This window comes from Pseudomonas sp. GW821-FHT09H03 (assembly GCF_059415945.1).
Genome location: NZ_JBWKOF010000003.1, coordinates 379,045 through 399,700, shown reverse-complemented (window position 1 = coordinate 399,700; position 20,656 = coordinate 379,045). Strand labels below are relative to the sequence as shown.

Genomic DNA, 20,656 nt, shown 5'->3' with positions numbered 1-20,656 from the left:
GAAACCGTAGAAAACAAAAATCCATTTGATTCCGCCTCAAAACAACTGTACAAAAACACAGTACATTTTGAATCAGCACTCTCGAGCCCGGAGAACACCATGGCCTCTCAAGCGATGAAAATCACCCTGGAACGTATCGCCCTCTTCCAATTCACCCCGGCCCACTGCGCCCAGGCCCGAGCGATGCTGGGCTGGAGTGTGGAGGAGTTGTCCCGTGAATCCGGGGTTTCGGTGGAGGCCATTGAGCGCTTTGAGGCGCGCAAGGAGGTGCTGGATGTCACGCGGTTGGCGTTGGCGTATCGGTTCGAGTCTGAAGGGCTGGCGTTCTTCCCGGGATTTGCGCCGGGGCGTGGGATGAATGTGAGAGGGACCACTCCGAACCCGGTGGGGCGAGCGGATTTTGCGATGGTTGAGTGAGGCCAAGATGATGGAGTGCCTGTTACTCCTCGGGCGCGATGTGCAAATCGTTGTCAAATCGGCCCCCCGCACTCGCAAAGAGGGCCGTATTGAAGTGGTGTTTGCCTAGTGCATGATCAGGGTTTGAAAGCCGGTGCTTGTCGTGCGTGTGAGGCTTGTTCGTAACCGTAGGCCATCGCCAATAGCTTGGCTTCGCTCCAGCGGGTGCCGTAGAAAAACACTGAGGTTGGCAGGCCATCGGCGTCGATGCCCGACGGCATCATGATGCCGGGGTAGCCTGCCAGCGGTATGACGTTCAAACCGGGGGAGCCTACGTCCAGCACCAAGGCGTCCAGTTGATGGGTTTTCAATAAAGCATCGATGACCGTCGCGTTTTCACTCTGGATTTTCTGCCACAGGTCGTTGTAGGCGTCCTCGTCAAAATCAATGGCGCTGGCCGCGATCAGGGTGGTTTGTCCGTAGTTCATGGTGCCAGGCGTGTCCTCGTTGAACTGCACGATAGCTTCCAGCGTGGGTGCAGCCAGTGCGGTGCGTGTCGCCAGATACCGAGGCAGATCACGCTTGATGCCCATCCACATCGCCTCTTCGACCCGCTCTGATATTGGATCAACGAGTTCTACAGGAATCAATTTGGCGCCGGCAGCCTGTATGACTTCCAGCGCCTGGGAAAACTGCGGATCACTTTCGAGCCCCTCAGGGCTATTGTCGAACTTCATCGGGAAACCGATACGGCGCCCCACCAACGCATCAGGGCGTAGCAGAGCCGTATAGTCCGTTGTATCGACGCCTGGAGGTCTTCTGATCGGGTCAGCCGGGTCGTTGCCAGTCATGGCGTTCAGAAGCAATGCGGCATCGCGAACCGTGCGGGTTATAGGGCCTGGTGTATCGAGTTTATGCGTCACTGGAACGATGCCACTACGGCTCAGTAAACCCACGGTAGGCTTGAGACCTACCACACCGTTGAGCGACGCAGGGCAGATGATCGAGCCGGCCGTTTCTGTGCCGACGGTCAATGGCGCAAAACCGGCCGCGACAGCTGCGGCGGAGCCGGAACTTGAGCCGCACGGCGTCTCACTCAGCAGGTGCGGATTTTTGGTTTGCCCGCCTCGCCCGCTCCAGCCATCGGGGATGGCGGGGTCGCGAAAGTTTGCCCACTCGCTGAGGTTGGTTTTCCCCAAAATGATTGCCCCGGCAGCTCTCAGTCGCTGCACGATGAACGCATCCTGTGCCGCAGGTTGCCCAACCAGTGCCAACGAACCTGCGCTGGTCTGCATTTCGTCAGAGGTGTCGATGTTGTCCTTCAGCAGCACCGGGATGCCATGCAGTGGACTGCGTACATGCCCGGCTTTTCGCTCCTTGTCCAGGGACTCGGCGATGGCCAGTGCATCGGGGTTGAGTTCGATGATCGAGTTGATCGCCGGCCCGCTTTTATCCAGCGCCTCGATACGCTGATGCAGATGGCGTACAAGCGCCACGGCTGTGAGCTGGCCTTGCTCCATGTTGGAGCCGAGTTCATCGACCGTTAAATATTCCAGCCCGGACGTTTGAGCGTGGGTTACGCTCGCGATCGACAGCAAAACAACCTGAGCCAGCCGCGTCATGCAGCCTTTAATTGTTACTTCCATGTAGTAGAGATCCCTGTAGATGACCGTTAGTGAATGAATGAGCTCATTCGCTTTCCAGCCTACAGAAGCGTCTGGAAATGTCCGTCATCACTCGGCTTCGGATCTCGTCGGAATACTCGTCCGACTCTGTAATTGTTTTACCCGACGCTCTCTTTAATCCTCATAAACCTGCTGCTCAACTTCCGTCCCTCAGGCACCTGCCCTCAGTGGCTGAGATCGAACGTGCAGCTGTGGATTGGCAACAGCCAGCTCGCACGACGGTTATAGTTAAGCCCAGCCCCAGCACGATCAGAGAACGCCATGACCAGCAAGCCTACTGACACCGCAACTGCAGCGCCGGTGGATCACCTGCGCTTCCACCGCCACCACGCCCATCTGGCGCCGACCTTTGGCAATGACAAGTTTGCGCTGCGCGCCGAGGCCTTTGCGCGGTTCTTCGGCACACCAACCTTTCTCGGTGCACAAACGCTGATTGTGCTGGTCTGGATTTGCCTAAATCTGTCTGGCGTTACCCACTTCGATGTCTATCCGTTCATCCTGCTGAACCTGGCGTTCAGCCTGCAAGCGGCCTACGCCGCGCCCTTGATTCTGTTGGCCCAGACCCGTCAGGCGGCGCGGGACAAAGCCCTGTCTGAAGCCGATGCGCAACACCGCGAAGCGCTGGCGGTCGCCAACAGTGAGCGACAGGCACAGGCGGCACAGAACACCGCGCAACTACTGGAGCTGCTTGAGCAAAACACTCGTCTCACGGAAATGACCAAGGTCCTGACCGAGCGCATCGAAAGCCTGACTTCGGAAATGCATCAACACTTCGTGCGCAAGGACGCGCCGAAAACCTGATCGTTTTTACGCCGGTTTCAACGCCCGCCCCAACTCGTCAAAGGCCGAAGCGGCTGCGCGGATGCTGGAGCGGTAAGGGTTTAGCCTGTAGATGATGTGGTGTGCTTGAGGCCGCCATCGCGAGCAGGCTCGCTCAGGTTCAGTGGCGTCCACGGCTTTTGTGTTCGACACGGACATTGTGGGAGCGAGCCTGCTCGCGATGGGGCCAGACCCGTCAGCACAACAGCATCAACCCCGCACCACCCTGCGCACCGCCGCTATCTCCGGCACTTCCCGCCGATTCATGTACACCCGCAACGGCTCGGTGATGTTGATCCGCTCGTCGATGTTCTGATCCAGCAGCAACTGAATCAACTCACGTTTTAGGGTCATGGTCTGTTCGGGGCCGGGGGCCCAGACGAATTCACTGGCAGGAATGATGCCGTCGTCCGCCACGTCCATGCCGAACGAGTCTTCGCTGAAGCGCACGATGTAATGGCCAGTCTTGCGGTTGAGGCCGACGAAGCCATTGAGTTGATCGGCGGCCTGACAGATGAGCTGGGAAGTGATGCGCATGGTAAACCCCAAAAAAGTCATAAAGGTTTACACGCGAGGCAGGCAGACAGGATTTCCCTCTGCGGGGAAATGGCCTGGCCAAGAGTACTGCAAATAACCGCACAAAAGCGCTGAAAAATTCTGCTTTGCACAGGTTTGTGTCGGTCCTGCGATAGCGCCCTTTGCGCTCAGTTGTTAAAAGAGACCTTCTTGAAAAGCCACTGCGAAAGGAACTCGAACATGCCCCTTACCTTCAACAAAAGTGCCCTGCTGCTGGGTCTGCTGCTCGCCCTCGGCCAGGCACAGGCGGCCAGCGAGCCAAGCCCCAAGGCCCTGGCCAGCCACCTGGGTATCCCGCACCCGGCGGTGATCGCTCACCGGGGCGCGTCGTTCGATGCCCCGGAATCCACTGCCGCTGCCTACAAAGTCGCCCGCGACCTGGGCGCCGACTATCTGGAACTGGACCTGCAACGCAGCAAGGATGGCGTGCTGTTCGCCCTGCACGACAACAACCTGCAACGCACCACTGACGTCGCCAGCAAATTCCCCGAGCGCAAGGACAGCCCGGCCAACGCGTTCACCATGGCCGAACTGAAAACCCTCGACGCCGGCAGCTGGTTCAATACTGCTTACCCGGAGCGCGCACGCCCGGCCTTCGCCGGCCTGAAAATCCTGACCCTGGACGAAATCATCGATATCGCCCAGGGCAGCCCGCGGCACAAACCGGGGCTGTACATCGAGACCAAGGAGCCCAAGCAGTTCCCCGGCATCGAGCGTGATCTCAAGGACAAACTCCAGGACCGTGGCTGGCTGAGCCCGAACGGTTCGACCCTGGGCAAAAGTGCCTTGGCGGTCGGCCAGGGCAAAGGCAAGGTGGTGCTGCAAACCTTTGAGAAGAGCAGCCTGGAACTGCTGCAACAGGAAATGCCGAACGTGCCGAAAATCCTGCTGCTGTGGGTTGGCGAAGGCAGTATCGAGCCCAAGTCGAAGGTGACCTTTGTCGAGTCCGGCGATAAGGACAAAGCGGCTTACTACGCGAAGCAGGAACCGAAAGACAAAGCCGAATTCCAGCGCTGGGTCGACTACGCCAAGGCCCAGGGCGCGATCGGTACCGGTCCGTCCGCCGCGCTGACCCAGGGTGGCGATCAGAGTTATTCGGATTTGGTGCAGCCGTGGATGAATGAGTACACCCACAACCAAGGTCTGCTGGTGCACGTCTACACCGTCGATGATGCGGTGGATTATCAGAAGGTCATGGAAGCCGGGGTGGATGGCATCTTTACCAATCGGGCCGGTGAGTTATTGAAGTTCTATAAACGCCCGGCAGTAGTCGGTGTGGAGCAGGTGCTGCTCAATAATGGGTATTGATGCTGGACCGAGGTGAGCCCATCGCGAGCAGGCTCACTCCCACAGGTTTTGCGTTGCCCGGGGATTGATTCAGGACATGCCGGGCATTTTAAGGGTGGATTAAGTTACACAGGCTAACCTGATCTCACTTAAACAGTTCAACCAAGGAAAGAATCCCATGAAGACCCTGACTGCTTTGTTCACTGCCGCCGCCCTGACCCTCACCGCCGGCCTGGCCCAAGCCGATGTTCCTGTCGATCAGATTCCTCAGTTGGTCAAGGACGGGAAGATCAAACCGCTGGAAGAACTGAACCAGATCGTGATGAAGCTGCACCCGGGTGCGACGATCACCGACAGCGATCTGGACAACCACTTCAACAGCTACGAGTACGAAGTTGAATTGCGTGACGCCAAAGGCGTTGAGTGGGACGTGGACCTGAATGCCGCCACTGGCGAAGTCCTGAAAAACAAGCAAGACAACTGATTCAGCCACACCCCGAAAGCCGCGCGATCTCATGATCGTGCGGCTTTTTTTTGGTCAGTGGTTTGCGGGTCAGCATTTTCGACTCGTATGCGCGTTCTTGCGAGAGCTGCGGTGCGGTGATCCGACTTGCCGGCGAACGCGTGCAAACCAGAAATACGCGGCGTGATTGAGTCCATCGCCAGCAAGCCGGCTACTGCAGGTTTTGTGCTATCTGTATTGGGTGGAGAGCCTTTTTGACGGTGTCAGCCGTTTCCCGATTCCCAGAAGATACGACCGTTTGCAATTATTTTCTGTCACAAAACAGTCATCCGCCGTTGTCATGATGCCGCTCAAGTGAACCTGTAACACCCGCGACAGGCGCCTCTCTTGCGAGCCTTCATGAACCACAGCATCGATCAAAGCCATCGCGACCCGGATCTGTTCGGCCTGCTGTACGGATTCATTTTTAGCCCTGGCGAACGCGGTCGGGAGATCGACTCGGCGCAAGCGCTGCGCTGCCTGCAACAACCGCCGGACGACGAGCAGTTTCTGTGGCTGCACCTGAACCTCGCCCACGCCGCGTGCGAGCGCTGGATGAAGAGCCATCTGCAATTGCCCCAGGAGTTTTTCGAGGCCCTGCACGAAGGCTCGCGATCGACGCGTATCGAGCATGTCGATTCGACGTTGCTGGCTGTGGTCAACGATGTGGTGTTCAACCTCAGCAGCATGGCGTCTTCGGATGTTTCGACGCTGTGGGTCTGCGCCCGCAGTCGGCTGATCATCAGCGCCCGTCTGCAACCGCTGCACTCGGTGGACAAGTTGCGCTCGTCGGTGAAGGCCGGCGAGTGTTTCCGCTCACCTCTGGAGTTGCTGGTGCATTTGCTGCGCGATCAGGGCGAAGTGCTGACTCAGATTGTGCGCAGGACCAGCCTGAGCGTCGACCAGATCGAAGACGAGTTGCTGTCCTCGCGCCTGTCGACCAACCGAGCCGAACTGGGCGCCAACCGCCGGGTGCTGGTGCGCCTGCAACGGCTGCTGGCGCTGGAGCCCGGCTCGTTGCTGCGCCTGCTCAATCGGCCGCCGCAATGGCTGCAAAAGGAAGACGTCAAGGAGCTGCGCAAATCCACCGAAGAGTTCGCGCTGATCATCAACGACCTCACCGCGCTGGGCGAGCGGATCAAGCTGCTGCAGGAAGAAATCGCCGCCAACCTCAACGAACAGAGCAACCGCACGCTGTTCACCTTGACCGTGGTGACAGTACTGGCGCTGCCGATCAACATCATCGCTGGTTTCTTTGGCATGAACGTTGGCGGCGTGCCGCTTTCCCAGGATCCGCAAGGGTTCTGGATCCTGGTGGCGCTGGTGGCGACCTTTACCGTGATCGCCGGGCGCTGGGCGTTTCGCAAGCGCCAGGATTATTAAGAGCAAGAGCAAAAGATCGCAGCCTGCGGCAGTTCCTACAGGGGGTTACGCCGGGTTTGATCAATCCCGGCCTTTGCGAGCCGGGATTTTTCTCTCGCGAAGGCATTTCGTCGCAAATTCAGGGGATTAGCCCTTAATTAATCCGCCACCCGCCAGATTGCCCTTCAGTTTGCTAACGTGTTGCCGATTCTTTAGAGACTCGATGTATTCAGGAGAGGAATCGTGAATCTGTACATCAATCAGCTGCAACACAAAGCTGACTTCAAAGAAGCCATTTATGCCGGTGATATTTTCCTGAACACGCAGTTGCGTGCCGCCAAAGAGCTGTGTGCGTTCGCTCAGGACAGCATTACCGCCGCCTTCGACGGCGAGACCAACCACCAGGCCCTGCACACGCTGATGCCGGTGGAAGAGTTCGTGGTTCTGGTCACCCGCCTCAAGGGCCAGTTCACCAATAGCCAACGGGCCAAGGACTTGATCCTGTCGTTCATCGACGAAATCGGTGTCGACCCTCGTGAATACATTTTCGACGTGCCACGCATCCGCGTAGTACCCAACTATGAATACCTGCACGCCGGTGTCAGCTACGCCTACAAGCCACACCGCGACACCTGGTACGGCAGCGTCGATTGCCAGATCAACACCTGGATGCCGGTGCACACCATCAGCCCCGACCAGACCATGATGATCAACGCCGGTTACTTCGACGTACCGGTGAAGAACACCTCCAGCGAATGGAGCCTCAACGACTGGATCAACAACCAGCGGCACAAAGCCAAGGAAAACCTCAAAGAGGAAGTCCGTGTGCACCCGGTGCCGCTGGAAGCGATCAACACTGCATCGGAAATGCGCATTGCCGGCAACACCGGCGAAATGCTGATCTTTTCCGGATCGCACCTGCACGGCACGGTTGCCAACCACACCAATCAGACCCGCTTCAGCGTGGACTTCCGCCTGATGCACCTGGACGACCTCAAGCACAACCGCGGCGCCATCAACGTCGATAGCGCGTGCCCGGACGTCGGCGCAGGCTTCAAAGACTATTTCCACGCCCACGACTTTTCGAATTTCCAAGGAATCGAGCAATGACCAAGCGTCGCATCACGCCCGCCGAGGCCCAGTACAACGAAACCCGCGCCAACGTCCTCAAGCGTGTTGACGCCGAGTACGTGGCCGACGCGCCTTTCGTCTTTGCCAACCGCATCGGCGTCACCGCTGCACTGTCGCGCATGGAGTTGTTCAAGAAAGTCGCCGAAGTACCGGGTGCGATCATCGAGTGCGGCGTGTACAAGGGCAACTCGCTGATGCTGTACATGCACTTGTCGATGATCCTGGAACCGTATGCGATCAACCGTTCGATCGTCGGCTTCGACACCTTCGAAGGTTTCCAGAGCATCGACAAGAAAGAAGACCCGGCCGACGTCAACGAAACCATGTTCTCCGACACTGACCAGTCGCTGATCCAGGACATGATCGACGCCAACGACCTGCTGCGCCCGGTCAACCGCATCCCGCGTTGCGAGCTGGTCAAGGGTGACATCGTCAAGACCGTGCCGGAGTGGGTCAAGACCCGTCCTGACCTGGTGGTGGCGATGCTGATCCTCGACACCGACCTGTACGAGTCGACCAAAGTCGCGCTGGAAACCTTCCTGCCGTACATGCCAAAAGGCGCCATCGTGGTGCTGGACGAAGTGGCCTACCGTAACTTCCCGGGCGAAACCAAGGCCCTGCGCGAAGTGCTGGACCTTAACAAGATCGAACTCAAGCGCTTGCCGTTTGACAGCTGCGTAGGCTATTTCCACGTCTGACGCGACCCTGCTCTTGCCCAAGGCAGGAGCAGATCCCGAAGAAAAAACATCCCCTGTGGGAGCGGGCTTGCTCGCGAAGGTGTGTCAGTCGACGCATGTTTTGACTGATACACCTTCGCGAGCAAGCCCGCTCCCACAAGGGTTACCTGCTCGGTTGCCAAAGGTTACTGGCATACTTCCCGCCCCATCACCACCCGCTCCCGCACCACGTCATACACCCAGTGATAAACATAGGTGTACGGCAGGAAGAACAGCAGCACCCCGATATCCAGCAAAAACGCCTGCCACAGACTGACATTCAGCCACCAGGCAATCAGCGGAACACCCAGGGCAACCAGCCCCCCTTCGAACAGCAGCGCATGCACCACCCGCACCCAGGCGTTGTGGGCGATGGAAAGGCGTTTAAGTGCACGATCGAACAGACCGTTGAATACCACGTTCCAGGCCAGTGCCAGGGCGGCGATGATGACGGTCACCACGCCCATCTCCAGCATCGGCTTGGCCATGATCCAGGCCAGTAACGGGGTACAGATCAGGATCGCCAGCAGTTCGAAACCGATGGCCTGGAGAATACGTTCTGTAATGGATTTGCTGGCGCTCATGGCCGAACTCCTTGAGTGACGATGGTTGCCATGATCTGCCACCACACCGATACTTCATAACCAATAACCATCGATCAAGGCGATAGTTCATGGCTTCCCACGAAGTGTTGCTGGCGTTTGTCCAAGCGGCGACCCAAGGCTCCTTTTCCGCAGCGGCGCGCAAGCTGGGCCGCAGCCAGTCGACCATCAGTGCGGCGGTGGCCAGCCTGGAGATCGACTTGAACCTGACCCTGTTCGACCGCAGCAGCCGCAAACCCGGCCTCACCGCCGCCGGGCACGTCATGCTGCGCCGGGCAGAGGAAATTCTGGACGCCACCAGCCGCCTGGAAATGACCGCCAGCCAATTGTCCCAAGGGGTGGAAGCGAAGCTGACCGTGGCGCTGTCCGATACCTACCAGTCCAACCGTTTCGAAGCGGCGTTGAGTGCGTTCGAACAACGTTACCCGGACCTGGAACTCGAATGCCTGATTGCCGAATGCGATGACCTGATTAGCCTGGTGCAAAGCGGCCGGGCGCATGTGGCCTTCGCCGAAATGCAGGACAGTTATCCGCCGGATCTGGTCAGTTCGACGGTGGACGAACGCACGGAAATCGCCCTATTCGTTTCCCCCCAACACCCGTTGGCGGCACTGGAAAGCGTCGACCAGGACCTGCTGCGCCAGCACCGCGAGTTGCGTCTGGCAACCATCGTCAATCCCTATGTAAACCGGGCCAAGGGACGCGTGTGGTCAGCGCCCAGTTACTTGATGCTGCTGGAAATGGCCCAGGGCGGATTCGGCTGGGCGCCGTTGCCACGCTGGCTGGTGGAGCGGTTCGGCCCGGGGACATTGCAGGAACTGGTCGTGCGCGGCTGGCCGAAAACGGTGTCGGTGGATGCCTTGTGGTCACGGCTGCGGCCGCCGGGGCCGGCGGGGAGTTGGCTATTGAGCCAGATGCTGGAGTGAAGGTCCTGCGGCCCTTATCGCGGGCCACGCTCCCACAGGGGGTGGTCGCAACTTCAAAACTTGTGCGCCCCCTGTCGCTGTGGAGCCTGCCTCCGCCAGCGCCGGCGCCGGCGGGGAGCTAAAGGGAGGGGTAGCCGATCTCCAGGTTTTCGAAACCTGAGTTCAACTCGCAATCTCAGGTCGATGTATAGCGTAAGACACCTCGGTCGGTCCCCTCGCCCCCTGGGAGAGGGCTAGGGTGAGGGCCGCCGATCCAAATCCCGCAACCGCTCCTCGATAAACCGCCGCTCCGGCTCCAACCGCGTCAACTCCAACGCCCGCTCCCACGCCACACGCGCCTCGTCCACCCTGCCCAACTGCCGACAAAACTCCGCCCGCGCCGAATGCGCCAGGTGGTAATCCCCAAGCTCACCACGATCCAGAATTCCCTCGACCAGCCTGAGCCCTGCCAACGGCCCATCCCGCTGGGAGATCGCCGCCGCTCGATTCAACTCGATCACCGGTGAAGGCACCGCCCGCAACAACACGTCATACAAACCGACTATCTGCGGCCAGTCGGTGTCAGCGGCCGTCGCCGCCTCGGCATGCACCGCCACAATCGCCGCCTGCAGGCAATAGGGTCCAAAGCGCCCCATCGTCAGCGCGCGCTCAATCAACCCGCAACCTTCGGCAATCAGCCCGGCGTCCCACAACGAGCGGTCTTGCTCATCCAGCACAATCAACTCACCGCCCTCGGAGGTCCTGGCCGGCCGCCGCGACTCATGCAACAACATCAACGCCAGCAAGCCCATTACCTCGGGCTCGGGCAGTAACTCCATCAGCAAACGCCCGAGTCGAATCGCCTCGCGGGTCATATCCTCGCGGGTCAGTTGCGCCCCGAGGGACGCCGAATACCCCTCGTTGAACACCAGGTAAATCACCCGCAACACACTGTCCAGACGCTCGGGCAGTTCCGCCAGGGTCGGCACTTGATAAGGGATTTTCGCGTCACGGATTTTCGCCTTGGCGCGCACGATACGCTGGGCGATGGCGGCCGGCGCCGAGAGGAACGCCCGGGCGATTTCTTCAGTGGTCAGGTCGCAGACTTCGCGCAGGGTCAGCGGCACTTGCGCGTCCGCCGAAAGGGCCGGGTGGCAGCAGGTGAAGATCAGCCGCAGGCGATCGTCTTCCACGTCTTCATCACTCCAGTCGGTCTGCTCCAGCGCCTCCAGTTGCGCGATCAACATCGGCTGCGAAGCGGCAAAACGCGCGCGCCGACGCAAGGCATCAATGGCCTTGAAACGCCCGGTGGACACCAGCCAGGCGCGCGGATTGTCCGGCACACCGTCACGCTGCCAGCGCTCGACCGCGATAAAAAACGCCTCATGCAAGGCTTCTTCGGCGAGGTCGAAGTCCCCCAGCAAGCGGATCAGGGTCGCCAGAATCCGCCGCGAGTCCTCGCGGTAAACCTGCTCGACCCGAGCCGCTACCGACACGCCCGGCATCAGTCGGGCGTGCCTGCGATCATCAACGTCATCGGTCGTCTAAAGCTCATGCAAAGGCTCCTGTTGGTCACTGCTTTTCAGGGATTGAGTTGGCGAACCGGCCGCACCTCGACACTGCCGACCCGGGCGGCCGGAATCTTGCCGGCCACCTGTATCGCTTCATTGAGGTCCTTGGCATCGATCAGGTAGAAGCCGGCCAGTTGCTCCTTGGTTTCGGCGAACGGACCGTCGGTGATCGATAGCTTGCCGCCACGCATGCGTACCGTGGTGGCAGTCTGCACCGACTCCAGCGCCTCGGCGGCGATCATCCGGCCGCTGCCCTGGATCGCCTCGGCATAGGCCAGGCACTCTTCGTCTTTCGGGCTTTGCGGCTGCGAATGCAGCAGGTGCTCATCGCTGTAAACCAGGCATAGGTACTTCATGGACGTCTCCGCAATCGAAGGATCAACTATGGTCGCTGCTGGGCACTTTGGCGAAAAAAGCGACGATCAGGGCTTGAGGTCGAACAGGGCCGCGCCGCTCTGCATATCGAACGGCGCCGACCAGTGCTCGTGGACGATGTACCACTGCCCTGCTTGCTGGCGATAGCAGGCGGTACCGCGCATCCAGCAGGCCTGTGTTTCGCCCTTGTCGTTGGTGCCACCGCAATGGGTCAGCCAGTGGGCAAAAGCGACTTCCTGGCCCGACTCGATCCTGATGTCGTGGAATTCGAAAATATGCGGGCCCTGGCACATCTTCATGCAGTCCAGCCAATGCGCGCGATAGGCTTCTTTACCCTTGAATTGCAGGGCCTTGACCGCGTCGAAGGAGACGATGTCGTCGGCGTAAAACGCCATGATTTTATCCACATCCTTGGACTCGACAGCCTGGCGGTAGGTTTCAATCAGTTGCTGGATCTGGGCTTGCGCGCTCATGGTGACTCTCCGTGTTTTTTGTTTGAAGACACCCTTAGTCGTCTGCCGTAACCGCAAATCGACAGCGCAAATAAAAATAACCCACCCAGGCAAACTCGCTAGAATCCGAGACACAATTTGTGTTGAAAAAGGATGCACCCGTGGCCGCCCGACTCGTGCCCTATGAAAGCCTGAATGCGCTGCAGCGCCAGCAGGTCGAGGCCATCGAAGTGCATAAGGAACAGGTCAGGTTCAGCGGCGATATCCATGGTGCATTGCACACCCTGCTGTCCCGGCCAGGCCCTGGCGTCAAGGGTTTCGCCCTGCTCGCCGAAGACATACCCGTCGCCTTTCTGCTGCTCAAGCGCCCGCCGGTTTTGCCAGCCTGGGCCGACGAGCACAGCGCCACCCTGCATGCCCTGCAGGTTGACCAGCGTGCCCAAGGCAAAGGCTACGGCAAGGCGTGCCTGCAAGCGCTGCCCGACATGGCGCGCCAGGCCTGGCCGGAAATCAGGGGGCTGGAATTGTCGGTGGATGCCGAAAACGAGGCGGCGATTGCCCTGTATGCCAGGTTCGGGTTCGTCGACAGCGGTGAGGCGTACCGGGGGCGGATTGGCTATGAGCGGCGGATGGGATTGGTGTTTTGAACGAGTAATGCCCTCAAAAAATATTACTGACCCAACACAGCACCATTGTGGGAGCAAGCCCGCTCCCACAAGAAATCGGCGTCAGGTTTAGAGGGGCAGCACCATCTCATGCCACGCCATGCCGCCATGGTCTGAGGCCGAAGGTTTGATGTAGGCAAAGCCGAACCCGGCATACAACGGAATATGCCGTTCCTTGCACATCAGGTCGATGCTGACCTTGCCCAGCGCACGCATGCGCTCGATGAATTCGCCCATCAGGCGCTTGGCCAGCCCTTGGCCCTGGTAATCCGGGTGTACCACCACCGACATGATCACCACGTGCGGTCCGTCCGGGTCGTGACCGACCATTTCCTTGAACTCTTCATCCGACATTTCCACCTGAAACGCCGCGCCCGAATTGATGAATCCGGCAATCACCCCGTCCACTTCAGCCACGATAAACCCCTCGGGCCAGGTGGCGATGCGAGTGGCTATTTTCTCCCGGGTCGCCGCTTCGTCGCCTTCGTAGGCAACGGTTTCGATGGCAAAGCAGCGGTCCAGATCGGCGGGCGTGACGTTGCGGATGACGGTGTTCATGGCAGCTCGGATTCAGCGGGGACAAGGCCTGCGATGATAAATCAGCAGCCACCCGACATCGAGAGACGAATCGCCACCCCGTCTCTCGATGCGGGTTCAGCCCTTGATCGGCAGCCAGATCTCCAGCTTGCCGGTGTTGAGCCTGGGGTTGAAGTCTTCGCTGTAGCGTTCGAACTCCGGGGCGTCCACCGTCTGATGCCCCGACTGCGGCAGCCAGGTGTCGAAGATGTAGCGAAAGGTCAGCGGCAAGGTACTCAAAGGCCCCTTGTGTTCGAACACCGCGTAATACTGGGGCTGAACCTCTACCCAGCGGTACTGTTCGGGCAAATCGTCGAGCTTGCTGATCTCGACCCCGGCGACATAGTCAAAGCCACCCTTGCCGTCGAAATTGCAACAGACGCCGTAGGTCACTTCACCTGACTGACCCGGGACCTGACCGATGTGCGGAATGAATTTTTCCCAGAGCGCGGGAATGCCTGCGGTGGTCTGCTGGGTAAACCGTTCGCCCAGTCCTGCGATCAACAGGAAGTGACCATGTTCGAAGCGTGGTTCAGACACTTCGACGCTTTTTTGCTCATCCATGATTCGACTCCTGGCGTTTAAAAGTGGGTTCGGCTGGGAGTATAGAAGCCCAAGCCGATTCGCCCAGTTACAGGGCGTGCAGCTGCTCGACGGCGCCGGCACCGACGAACTCGTTATAGCCAGAAAGGATCACGTAGACCGCGAAATAACAGAAGATCGCCGCCGATGCCATGTAGGAGTAACGCAGCAGCTTATCGCCCAGCAGCTTGCCGCCGTGGCTGGCGGCGAAGCAAAGTCCCGCCGACCACAACAACCCGGCGCACAGGAAACCACCGAGAAACAGCACAGAACTCAGGGCACCACCACCGCCGGAACGGGCGATCAACGTACCGCCCACCGCCGCGAACCAGAGAATCGCGCTCGGCGATGACATGGCAAGGAAAATCCCGCGCAAGAACTCCTTGCGATGGGAGTTGTGCCCCACCTGCGCCGATTGGGCCAGCACCGCCTCGTGGTGAATGGCCGAATAAATCATCTTCGCCGCGAAGTACACCAGCAACGCCGAGCCGCCGATCCACAACACCCAGCGTACGGATTCGTATTGCAGCAACACCGTCATGCCGGCCAGCGCCAGCACCGCGTAGATCAAGTCGCCGACGCAGGTCCCCAGCCCCAGGGCAAAGCCTTGAAAATAGCCGCGCTGCATCGCCAAAGTGATCATCGCGATGTTGGCCACACCGATGTCCAGGCACAGCGAAAGGCTCAGCAAGAAGCCGCTGGTAAATTCCATCAAACCCTATCCTTCGGAAAAATTTGTTTACGTGGAGGCTGGACAGTCTGCCACAGCTGACCGTACATTCCGCCACAGGTCACCACAGTGACCAGCGTCGCTCGGACGGTTCCGGGCGCTTACGTTATCCGAGGCAACAATGGCCGAACAAGGTTCGCCGCGCCGCTTTGCGCGCATCGATCGACTCCCCCCCTACGTTTTCAACATCACTGCCGAGCTGAAGATGGCCGCCCGTCGTCGTGGCGAAGACATCATCGACTTGAGCATGGGCAACCCCGACGGCGCCACGCCGCCGCACATCGTTGAAAAACTGGTGACCGTCGCCCAGCGCGAAGACACCCACGGCTACTCCACGTCCAAGGGCATTCCGCGCCTGCGCCGGGCAATTTCCAATTGGTACAAGCAACGCTACGAGGTCGACATCGACCCGGAAACCGAAGCCATCGTCACCATCGGTTCCAAGGAAGGCCTGGCGCACCTGATGCTGGCCACCCTGGACCAAGGCGACACCGTGCTGGTGCCCAACCCGAGCTACCCGATTCACATCTACGGTGCCGTGATTGCCGGCGCCCAGGTGCGTTCGGTGCCGCTGGTGCCCGGGGTGGACTTCTTCGCTGAACTGGAACGGGCGATTCGCGGCTCGATTCCGAAGCCGAAAATGATGATCCTCGGCTTCCCGTCCAACCCGACCGCTCAATGTGTGGAGCTGGACTTCTTCGAACGCGTGATCGCCCTCGCCAAGCAGTACGACGTGTTGGTGATTCACGACCTGGCCTACGCCGACATCGTCTACGACGGCTGGAAGGCCCCGTCGATCATGCAGGTACCGGGCGCGAAGGACATCGCCGTGGAGTTTTTCACCCTGTCCAAGAGCTACAACATGGCCGGCTGGCGCATCGGCTTCATGGTCGGCAACCCGGAGCTGGTCAACGCCCTGGCACGGATCAAGAGCTACCACGACTACGGCACCTTCACCCCCTTGCAAGTGGCGGCGATTGCCGCGCTGGAAGGCGATCAACAATGCGTGCGAGACATCGCCGAGCAGTACCGGCAACGGCGCAACGTGCTGGTCAAGGGCCTGCATGAACTGGGCTGGATGGTCGAGAATCCGAAGGCGTCGATGTACGTCTGGGCCAAGATTCCCGAGGCTTATGCGCACCTGGGTTCACTGGAGTTCGCCAAGAAACTGCTGGCCGAGGCCAAGGTCTGCGTGTCGCCGGGCGTCGGCTTCGGTGAGTATGGCGATGATCACGTGCGCTTCGCGCTGATCGAAAACCAGGACCGCATTCGCCAGGCCGTACGCGGGATTCGCGGCATGTTCCGGGCTGATGGGCTAGTCGCCAAATCCAACGCCTGACACATAAAACTGTGGGAGCGGGCTTGCTCGCGAATGCGGTATGTCAAACAACATCTATGTTGACTGATACACCGCATTCGCGAGCAAGCCCGCTCCCACATTGGTTTTATGTTCAGCCTTGACATGAATTACCCACAAAAAAACAGCATCGCTGCGGTTTTTTTGTTTCTGCCAATCGGCTTAAACGAACAACGACAACAGCAGGATAAAGCCCAGGCCAACCACCGACAGGATGGTTTCCATCGCCGTCCAGGTCTTGAAGGTTTCTGCCACGGTCATGTTGAAATACTGCTTCACCAGCCAGAATCCGGCATCGTTCACATGGGACAGGATCAACGAACCCGCACCGGTCGCCAGTACCAGCAGCTCACGGTTCACGCCAGGAATCATCCCGACCACAGGCACCACGATACCGGCACCGGTAATGGTCGCCACGGTTGCCGAACCTGTAGCAATACGAATCACCGCCGCCACCAGCCAGGCCAGCAGGATCGGCGAAATCTGTGCGTTCACTGCCATGTGGCCGATCACGTCACCCACGCCGCTGGTGACCAGCATCTGCTTGAAGCCACCACCGGCACCGATGATCAGGATGATCGCGGCGGTCGGCGCGAGGCTCGCATCCAGCCACTTCATCATCTGCGTCGAACCGATGCCCTGCTTGTAGCCGAAGGTGTACAGCGACAGCAGCAACGCCAGCAGCAACGCCGAAATCGGGTGACCGATCAGGTCCATGAAAGCGCGGAAGATGTTGCCATCGGGCAGCACCACGTCGGCAAAAGTCTTGAGCAGCATCAGGAACACCGGCAGCAGCACGGTCACCAGAGTGATGCCGAAGCTCGGCAGATCGGCCGAATCCGACTCGCGCGCCAGTTGATCCACCAGTTCCTGATTAGGATGACCAGGGATGTGCTTGGCAATAAACGTACCGAAGATCGGGCCGGCGATGATGGCGGTTGGCAGCGCAACGATCAGACCATAAAGAATGGTTTTACCGATGTCGGCACCGAACACGCCGATGGCCAGCAGTGGGCCCGGGTGCGGTGGCACCAGGCCGTGTACGGCGGACAGACCGGCCAGCAGCGGGATACCGATCTTGATGATCGACACGCCGGTGCGCCGGGCAACGATGAACACCAGCGGAATCAGCAGTACGAAGCCGATTTCAAAGAACAGCGGAATACCGACCAGGAAGGCGGCGAACATCATCGCCCACTGCACCTTGTCTTTACCGAAGGCGCGGATCAACGTCTGCGCAATCTGATCCGCACCACCGGATTCGGCCATCATTTTGCCGAGCATCGTGCCCAGCGCCAGGATGATGCCGACGAAACCAAGCACGCCACCGAAGCCGTCCTGGAACGCCTTGATGATGGTGCCGATCGGCATGCCGGAAGTCAGCCCGAGGAAGGCTGCGGCAATGATCAGAGCGAGGAATGGGTGCAACTTGAACTTGGTGATCAGGACGATAAGCCCGATGACCGTGACCACTGCATCTAGCAGCAGGAACGTCTCGTGGGACATGCCAAACATTAGGGGTGTCTCCTGGTTGTTGTTGTTATTAAAGCGGGTTAATCAGAAGTCGTGAGGACAGCGCTGTCTTTGCAAGCACAGTCATACCGCCTGCTTCAGGCCGTTTGCCAGCCACCAGCGGTGCGCTTGCAGGGCCAGTTCGTCGACACTGCAGGTCGAGGCATCCAGCGCCAGGGTCATCGGCTCGCCAATGGGCGATTCCAGCGTGGCGAACTGACTGTCGATCAGGGTCGACGGCATGAAATGGCCGGGGCGGTGTGAAACACGGTCGGCGGCGACTTCAGGAGTGAGTTCGAGGAACACGAAGCCCAGACCCGGCAGGGCACTGCGCAGGCGCTCACGATAAATGAGTTTGAGCGCCGAACAGGTCAGCACCGGGCGTTCGCCCTTGGCGTCGATACGACGCAGCTCATCGCACAGGCTGTCGAGCCAGCCGGCACGGTCTTCATCGTTCAGGGGGGTCCCCGCGCTCATCTTTTCGATGTTGGCGGCAGGGTGGAAAGTGTCGCCTTCAATGGCAGTGGCGCCGCTCAAGTGGCACAAGGCCTCGCTGACGCACGTCTTGCCGCAACCGGCAACGCCCATGATGACCAGGGCGGTGATGGGATGATTCATGTAACACCTCAGCGCGCAGACAGCGCTACCTTTGCCAGTTATGACACTAGTACAAAAGCAGAAGTTGCCGACGCCTTCTTGTCATTTTTTATGGGTTGCAGCAGGTTCGTTTCCCAACACCAAAAAGCGAGAATCAGGCAACCCTCGCCCACGCATTGCAGCTGCATCGAGACAGCGCTACCTTAGTGCCTTGAATATTGTTTGGCAAGCCGTCGATGACTCCAACTAAAAACGATAAAAATACCCGCACCACTGGCCGCCCTACCCTCAACGAGGTCGCGCGCCTGGCTGGCGTCAGCCCGATTACCGCTTCGCGCGCCTTGCGCGGCGTCAGCACGGTGGCCCCTGAGCTGGTGGAAAAAGTGCAGAAAGCGGCACTGCAACTCAACTACGTGGTCAACCCCGCCGCCCGCGCCCTGGCCTCGGCCCAGAGTCATTCGGTGGTGGTATTGGTGCCATCGCTGTCCAACCTGTTGTTCATCGACACCTTGGAAGCCATTCATCAGGTATTGCGCCCCAAGGGCTTTGAAGTGCTGATCGGCAACTTCCATTACTCGCGCGACGAAGAAGAAAACCTGCTGCGCAATTACATGGCCTACCAGCCGCGCGGTTTGCTGCTGACCGGGTTCGACCGCACCGAAAGTTCGCGACGGATGATCGAAGCCAGCAACATTCCCTGCGTGTACATGATGGAACTCGACAGTGCGGCGGGCCTCAATTGCGTCGGCTTCTCGCAACTCGCAGCCGGCGAAACGGCGGCCGAGCATCTGCTGTCTCGCGGGCGCAAGCGCCTGGCCTACATCGGCGCGCAACTGGATCAACGTACCCTGCTGCGCGGTGAAGGCTTCCGCCGCGCCCTGCAAAAGGCCGGGCGCTACGACCCGGACCTGGAAGTGCTGACCCCGCGCCCCTCGTCCGTGGGCCTGGGCGGTGAATTGTTCCTGCAGATGATCAACAGCCGCCCCGACGTGGATGCGATTTTCTTCGGCAACGACGACCTGGCCCAGGGCGCCTTGCTCGAAGCCATGCGCTGCGGGATCAAGATTCCCGAACAAGTGGCGATCCTGGGCTTCAACGACTTGCCCATGTCCGAACATATGGTCCCGCGTCTGAGCAGCATCAGCACCCCGCGCGAAGCCATCGGCCGGCGCGCGGCGGAGCAGATGCTGACATTGATGGCCGGCAATACGGTGGCCAGGCCGGTGCAGGACATGGGGTTTGAGCTGAAGGTACGCGAGAGCACCTGAGTGGTTTTCCCGTGGTGGTCCGCAACGGCGCAAGCAGGCTTGATGTCGTCCGTTGGCAGGCACACTATTAAGCTCCTGAAGCCCTGATTCGCTAACGGAGTAGCTCCATGGAACCTGTACTGAAAATCCTGGGTAAAGCCTCGTCGATCAACGTCAGAAAAGTCCTGTGGACTTGCGAGGAACTAGGCCTTTGCTACGAACGTGAGGACTGGGGCAGCGGTTTTGCCTCGACCCACAGTCCCGAGTTTCTCAGACTCAACCCCAACGCACAGGTGCCAGTGATCATCGACGAAGCCGGCGTGCTGTGGGAATCAAACACCATCTGCCGATACCTGACCGGTAAGCACCATCACCATCACGGCGATCTGTTGCCGACCGAACCAGTGGCGCGCGCGCGGGTGGAGCAGTGGATGGACTGGCAGGCCACCGAGCTCAACCCGTCGTGGAGTTATGCGTTCATGTCCCTGGTGCGCAAGGACCCGGAGTTTCAGGACGCGCATCGCCTTGAAGTGGGCATCCGTGGCTGGAATCAGAAGATGGGCATCCTCGAACACCAGCTCGCGACCACCAAGGCCTATGTCGCCGGGCCACGGTTTACCCTGGCCGACATTGTGATCGGATTGTCGGTCAACCGTTGGCTGATGACACCGATAGAGCGTCCCGACTACCCGGCGGTCGATGAGTATTTCCAGCGTCTGGCGCAGCGTCCGGGCTTTCTCAAACATGGCTGCAACGGCCTGCCTTGATCAGCCGCAAAATACCACGCTGCTTACTGTAGGAGCGGGCCCGCTCGCGATGGTCGTTAACGATAACGCGGGAAGCCTGATTCCCCGCGGTGATATTGAGTCCATCGCGAGCATGCTCGCTCCTACAGTAGTCGACCGCATCCCCCTGTAGGAGCGAGCACGCTCGAGATGGTCGTTAACGATAACGCGGGAAGCCTGATTCCCCGCGGTGATATTGAGTCCATCGCGAGCATGCTCGCTCCTA

The 20,656-nt window shown here is 59.6% G+C and carries 23 protein-coding genes and 1 pseudogene; 13 read left to right on the top strand and 11 right to left on the bottom strand.

Annotated elements, in window-relative coordinates; genetic code table 11:
• The first annotated feature begins 99 nt into the window (after window positions 1-99).
• Window positions 100-417, top strand: a complete 318-nt coding sequence (locus tag AC07OG_RS06740) for a helix-turn-helix domain-containing protein (protein ID WP_060539721.1) — start codon at window positions 100-102, stop codon at window positions 415-417.
• Window positions 404-526: pseudogene (locus tag AC07OG_RS06735) on the top strand (transcriptional regulator); the annotation flags it as partial. The gene AC07OG_RS06740 and the pseudogene AC07OG_RS06735, both read left to right, overlap by 14 nt.
• Before the next feature lie 7 nt (window positions 527-533).
• Here the strand turns inward: AC07OG_RS06735 and AC07OG_RS06730 are convergent.
• A complete protein-coding gene (locus AC07OG_RS06730) occupies window positions 534-2,042 on the bottom strand; it encodes an amidase family protein (RefSeq protein ID WP_495066511.1) in 1,509 nt (502 codons plus the stop codon).
• 300 nt (window positions 2,043-2,342) lie between these two features.
• Between AC07OG_RS06730 and AC07OG_RS06725 the strand changes: the two genes are divergently transcribed.
• Window positions 2,343-2,882 carry a DUF1003 domain-containing protein gene (locus AC07OG_RS06725; protein WP_495066510.1) on the top strand — a complete coding sequence of 180 codons (540 nt, stop codon included), beginning with the start codon at window positions 2,343-2,345 and terminating at the stop codon, window positions 2,880-2,882.
• A gap of 228 nt (window positions 2,883-3,110) precedes the next feature.
• Here AC07OG_RS06725 and AC07OG_RS06720 read toward each other — a convergent pair whose 3' ends face one another.
• The gene (locus AC07OG_RS06720; RefSeq protein WP_060539759.1) at window positions 3,111-3,437 is read right to left on the bottom strand and encodes a DUF2025 family protein; all 327 of its coding nucleotides are present in this window, start codon (window positions 3,435-3,437) and stop codon (window positions 3,111-3,113) included.
• A 219-nt stretch (window positions 3,438-3,656) separates the two neighbouring features.
• Here AC07OG_RS06720 and AC07OG_RS06715 point away from each other — a divergent pair, with 219 nt between their 5' ends.
• The 5 genes from AC07OG_RS06715 (at window position 3,657) to AC07OG_RS06695 (ending at window position 8,456) form a co-directional block, all read left to right on the top strand.
• Window positions 3,657-4,784 (top strand): glycerophosphodiester phosphodiesterase, encoded by a 1,128-nt coding sequence (locus tag AC07OG_RS06715; protein WP_495066509.1) that lies wholly within the window; start codon window positions 3,657-3,659, stop codon window positions 4,782-4,784.
• 157 nt (window positions 4,785-4,941) lie between these two features.
• Window positions 4,942-5,247 carry a PepSY domain-containing protein gene (locus tag AC07OG_RS06710; RefSeq protein WP_495066508.1) on the top strand — a complete coding sequence of 102 codons (306 nt, stop codon included), beginning with the start codon at window positions 4,942-4,944 and terminating at the stop codon, window positions 5,245-5,247.
• A gap of 378 nt (window positions 5,248-5,625) precedes the next feature.
• Complete coding sequence (locus AC07OG_RS06705; protein WP_495066507.1) at window positions 5,626-6,648, top strand: transporter; 1,023 nt, start codon at window positions 5,626-5,628, stop codon at window positions 6,646-6,648.
• A gap of 222 nt (window positions 6,649-6,870) precedes the next feature.
• A complete protein-coding gene (locus AC07OG_RS06700; protein WP_060539715.1) occupies window positions 6,871-7,737 on the top strand; it encodes a 2OG-Fe(II) oxygenase family protein in 867 nt (288 codons plus the stop codon).
• On the top strand, window positions 7,734-8,456 hold the full coding sequence (locus AC07OG_RS06695; RefSeq protein WP_046031989.1) for a TylF/MycF/NovP-related O-methyltransferase: 723 nt from the start codon (window positions 7,734-7,736) through the stop codon (window positions 8,454-8,456). Before AC07OG_RS06700 ends, AC07OG_RS06695 begins: the two co-directional genes overlap by 4 nt.
• Window positions 8,457-8,620: 164 nt before the next feature.
• Here AC07OG_RS06695 and AC07OG_RS06690 read toward each other — a convergent pair whose 3' ends face one another.
• On the bottom strand, window positions 8,621-9,058 hold the full coding sequence (locus tag AC07OG_RS06690) for a multidrug/biocide efflux PACE transporter (RefSeq protein WP_060539714.1): 438 nt from the start codon (window positions 9,056-9,058) through the stop codon (window positions 8,621-8,623).
• An 89-nt stretch (window positions 9,059-9,147) separates the two neighbouring features.
• On the opposite strand from AC07OG_RS06690, the gene AC07OG_RS06685 reads away from it, so the two are divergent.
• On the top strand, window positions 9,148-10,002 hold the full coding sequence (locus AC07OG_RS06685; RefSeq protein WP_495066506.1) for a LysR family transcriptional regulator: 855 nt from the start codon (window positions 9,148-9,150) through the stop codon (window positions 10,000-10,002).
• 233 nt (window positions 10,003-10,235) lie between these two features.
• Here AC07OG_RS06685 and AC07OG_RS06680 read toward each other — a convergent pair whose 3' ends face one another.
• The 3 genes from AC07OG_RS06680 to AC07OG_RS06670 form a co-directional block, all read right to left on the bottom strand.
• Complete coding sequence (locus AC07OG_RS06680) at window positions 10,236-11,486, bottom strand: RNA polymerase sigma factor (protein ID WP_495066505.1); 1,251 nt, start codon at window positions 11,484-11,486, stop codon at window positions 10,236-10,238.
• 77 nt (window positions 11,487-11,563) lie between these two features.
• Window positions 11,564-11,908: a YciI family protein gene (locus AC07OG_RS06675; RefSeq protein WP_060539711.1), complete on the bottom strand. Its 345-nt coding sequence runs from the start codon at window positions 11,906-11,908 to the stop codon at window positions 11,564-11,566.
• Between the two features lie 66 nt (window positions 11,909-11,974).
• Window positions 11,975-12,400: a YybH family protein gene (locus tag AC07OG_RS06670; RefSeq protein WP_060539710.1), complete on the bottom strand. Its 426-nt coding sequence runs from the start codon at window positions 12,398-12,400 to the stop codon at window positions 11,975-11,977.
• 140 nt (window positions 12,401-12,540) lie between these two features.
• On the opposite strand from AC07OG_RS06670, the gene AC07OG_RS06665 reads away from it, so the two are divergent.
• Window positions 12,541-13,026: a GNAT family N-acetyltransferase gene (locus AC07OG_RS06665; RefSeq protein WP_218426032.1), complete on the top strand. Its 486-nt coding sequence runs from the start codon at window positions 12,541-12,543 to the stop codon at window positions 13,024-13,026.
• An 87-nt stretch (window positions 13,027-13,113) separates the two neighbouring features.
• Here AC07OG_RS06665 and AC07OG_RS06660 read toward each other — a convergent pair whose 3' ends face one another.
• The 3 genes from AC07OG_RS06660 to AC07OG_RS06650 form a co-directional block, all read right to left on the bottom strand.
• Entirely contained in the window at window positions 13,114-13,602 is a 489-nt protein-coding gene (locus tag AC07OG_RS06660) for a GNAT family N-acetyltransferase (protein WP_495066504.1), read from the bottom strand.
• A 96-nt stretch (window positions 13,603-13,698) separates the two neighbouring features.
• Entirely contained in the window at window positions 13,699-14,184 is a 486-nt protein-coding gene (locus AC07OG_RS06655; RefSeq protein ID WP_060539707.1) for a GyrI-like domain-containing protein, read from the bottom strand.
• A 67-nt stretch (window positions 14,185-14,251) separates the two neighbouring features.
• Window positions 14,252-14,914, bottom strand: a complete 663-nt coding sequence (locus tag AC07OG_RS06650) for a LysE family translocator (protein WP_495066503.1) — start codon at window positions 14,912-14,914, stop codon at window positions 14,252-14,254.
• A 139-nt stretch (window positions 14,915-15,053) separates the two neighbouring features.
• On the opposite strand from AC07OG_RS06650, the gene alaC reads away from it, so the two are divergent.
• Window positions 15,054-16,271: an alanine transaminase gene (alaC, locus tag AC07OG_RS06645; protein ID WP_218426035.1), complete on the top strand. Its 1,218-nt coding sequence runs from the start codon at window positions 15,054-15,056 to the stop codon at window positions 16,269-16,271.
• A gap of 180 nt (window positions 16,272-16,451) precedes the next feature.
• Here alaC and AC07OG_RS06640 read toward each other — a convergent pair whose 3' ends face one another.
• On the bottom strand, window positions 16,452-17,804 hold the full coding sequence (locus AC07OG_RS06640) for a GntP family permease (protein ID WP_060539704.1): 1,353 nt from the start codon (window positions 17,802-17,804) through the stop codon (window positions 16,452-16,454).
• Window positions 17,805-17,885: 81 nt separating this feature from the next.
• A complete protein-coding gene (locus AC07OG_RS06635; RefSeq protein WP_060539703.1) occupies window positions 17,886-18,419 on the bottom strand; it encodes a gluconokinase in 534 nt (177 codons plus the stop codon).
• A 215-nt stretch (window positions 18,420-18,634) separates the two neighbouring features.
• On the opposite strand from AC07OG_RS06635, the gene gntR reads away from it, so the two are divergent.
• Window positions 18,635-19,666 (top strand): HTH-type transcriptional regulator GntR, encoded by a 1,032-nt coding sequence (gntR, locus tag AC07OG_RS06630; RefSeq protein ID WP_060539702.1) that lies wholly within the window; start codon window positions 18,635-18,637, stop codon window positions 19,664-19,666.
• Between the two features lie 107 nt (window positions 19,667-19,773).
• Window positions 19,774-20,412, top strand: a complete 639-nt coding sequence (locus AC07OG_RS06625; RefSeq protein WP_218426037.1) for a glutathione S-transferase family protein — start codon at window positions 19,774-19,776, stop codon at window positions 20,410-20,412.
• The last annotated feature ends 244 nt before the right edge of the window (window positions 20,413-20,656 follow it).

Coding starts and splice junctions, on each gene's coding strand:
- AC07OG_RS06740 (WP_060539721.1), top strand. CDS start 100: ATGGCCTCTCAAGCGATGAAAATCACCCTGGAACGTATCGCCCTCTTC.
- AC07OG_RS06695 (WP_046031989.1), top strand. CDS start 7,734: ATGACCAAGCGTCGCATCACGCCCGCCGAGGCCCAGTACAACGAAACC.
- alaC (WP_218426035.1), top strand. CDS start 15,054: ATGGCCGAACAAGGTTCGCCGCGCCGCTTTGCGCGCATCGATCGACTC.
- AC07OG_RS06725 (WP_495066510.1), top strand. CDS start 2,343: ATGACCAGCAAGCCTACTGACACCGCAACTGCAGCGCCGGTGGATCAC.
- AC07OG_RS06710 (WP_495066508.1), top strand. CDS start 4,942: ATGAAGACCCTGACTGCTTTGTTCACTGCCGCCGCCCTGACCCTCACC.
- AC07OG_RS06625 (WP_218426037.1), top strand. CDS start 19,774: ATGGAACCTGTACTGAAAATCCTGGGTAAAGCCTCGTCGATCAACGTC.
- AC07OG_RS06705 (WP_495066507.1), top strand. CDS start 5,626: ATGAACCACAGCATCGATCAAAGCCATCGCGACCCGGATCTGTTCGGC.
- AC07OG_RS06675 (WP_060539711.1), bottom strand. CDS start 11,908: ATGAAGTACCTATGCCTGGTTTACAGCGATGAGCACCTGCTGCATTCG.
- AC07OG_RS06670 (WP_060539710.1), bottom strand. CDS start 12,400: ATGAGCGCGCAAGCCCAGATCCAGCAACTGATTGAAACCTACCGCCAG.
- AC07OG_RS06715 (WP_495066509.1), top strand. CDS start 3,657: ATGCCCCTTACCTTCAACAAAAGTGCCCTGCTGCTGGGTCTGCTGCTC.
- AC07OG_RS06650 (WP_495066503.1), bottom strand. CDS start 14,914: ATGGAATTTACCAGCGGCTTCTTGCTGAGCCTTTCGCTGTGCCTGGAC.
- gntR (WP_060539702.1), top strand. CDS start 18,635: ATGACTCCAACTAAAAACGATAAAAATACCCGCACCACTGGCCGCCCT.
- AC07OG_RS06660 (WP_495066504.1), bottom strand. CDS start 13,602: ATGAACACCGTCATCCGCAACGTCACGCCCGCCGATCTGGACCGCTGC.
- AC07OG_RS06655 (WP_060539707.1), bottom strand. CDS start 14,184: ATGGATGAGCAAAAAAGCGTCGAAGTGTCTGAACCACGCTTCGAACAT.
- AC07OG_RS06685 (WP_495066506.1), top strand. CDS start 9,148: ATGGCTTCCCACGAAGTGTTGCTGGCGTTTGTCCAAGCGGCGACCCAA.
- AC07OG_RS06640 (WP_060539704.1), bottom strand. CDS start 17,804: ATGTTTGGCATGTCCCACGAGACGTTCCTGCTGCTAGATGCAGTGGTC.
- AC07OG_RS06680 (WP_495066505.1), bottom strand. CDS start 11,486: ATGCCGGGCGTGTCGGTAGCGGCTCGGGTCGAGCAGGTTTACCGCGAG.
- AC07OG_RS06690 (WP_060539714.1), bottom strand. CDS start 9,058: ATGAGCGCCAGCAAATCCATTACAGAACGTATTCTCCAGGCCATCGGT.
- AC07OG_RS06730 (WP_495066511.1), bottom strand. CDS start 2,042: ATGGAAGTAACAATTAAAGGCTGCATGACGCGGCTGGCTCAGGTTGTT.
- AC07OG_RS06720 (WP_060539759.1), bottom strand. CDS start 3,437: ATGCGCATCACTTCCCAGCTCATCTGTCAGGCCGCCGATCAACTCAAT.
- AC07OG_RS06635 (WP_060539703.1), bottom strand. CDS start 18,419: ATGAATCATCCCATCACCGCCCTGGTCATCATGGGCGTTGCCGGTTGC.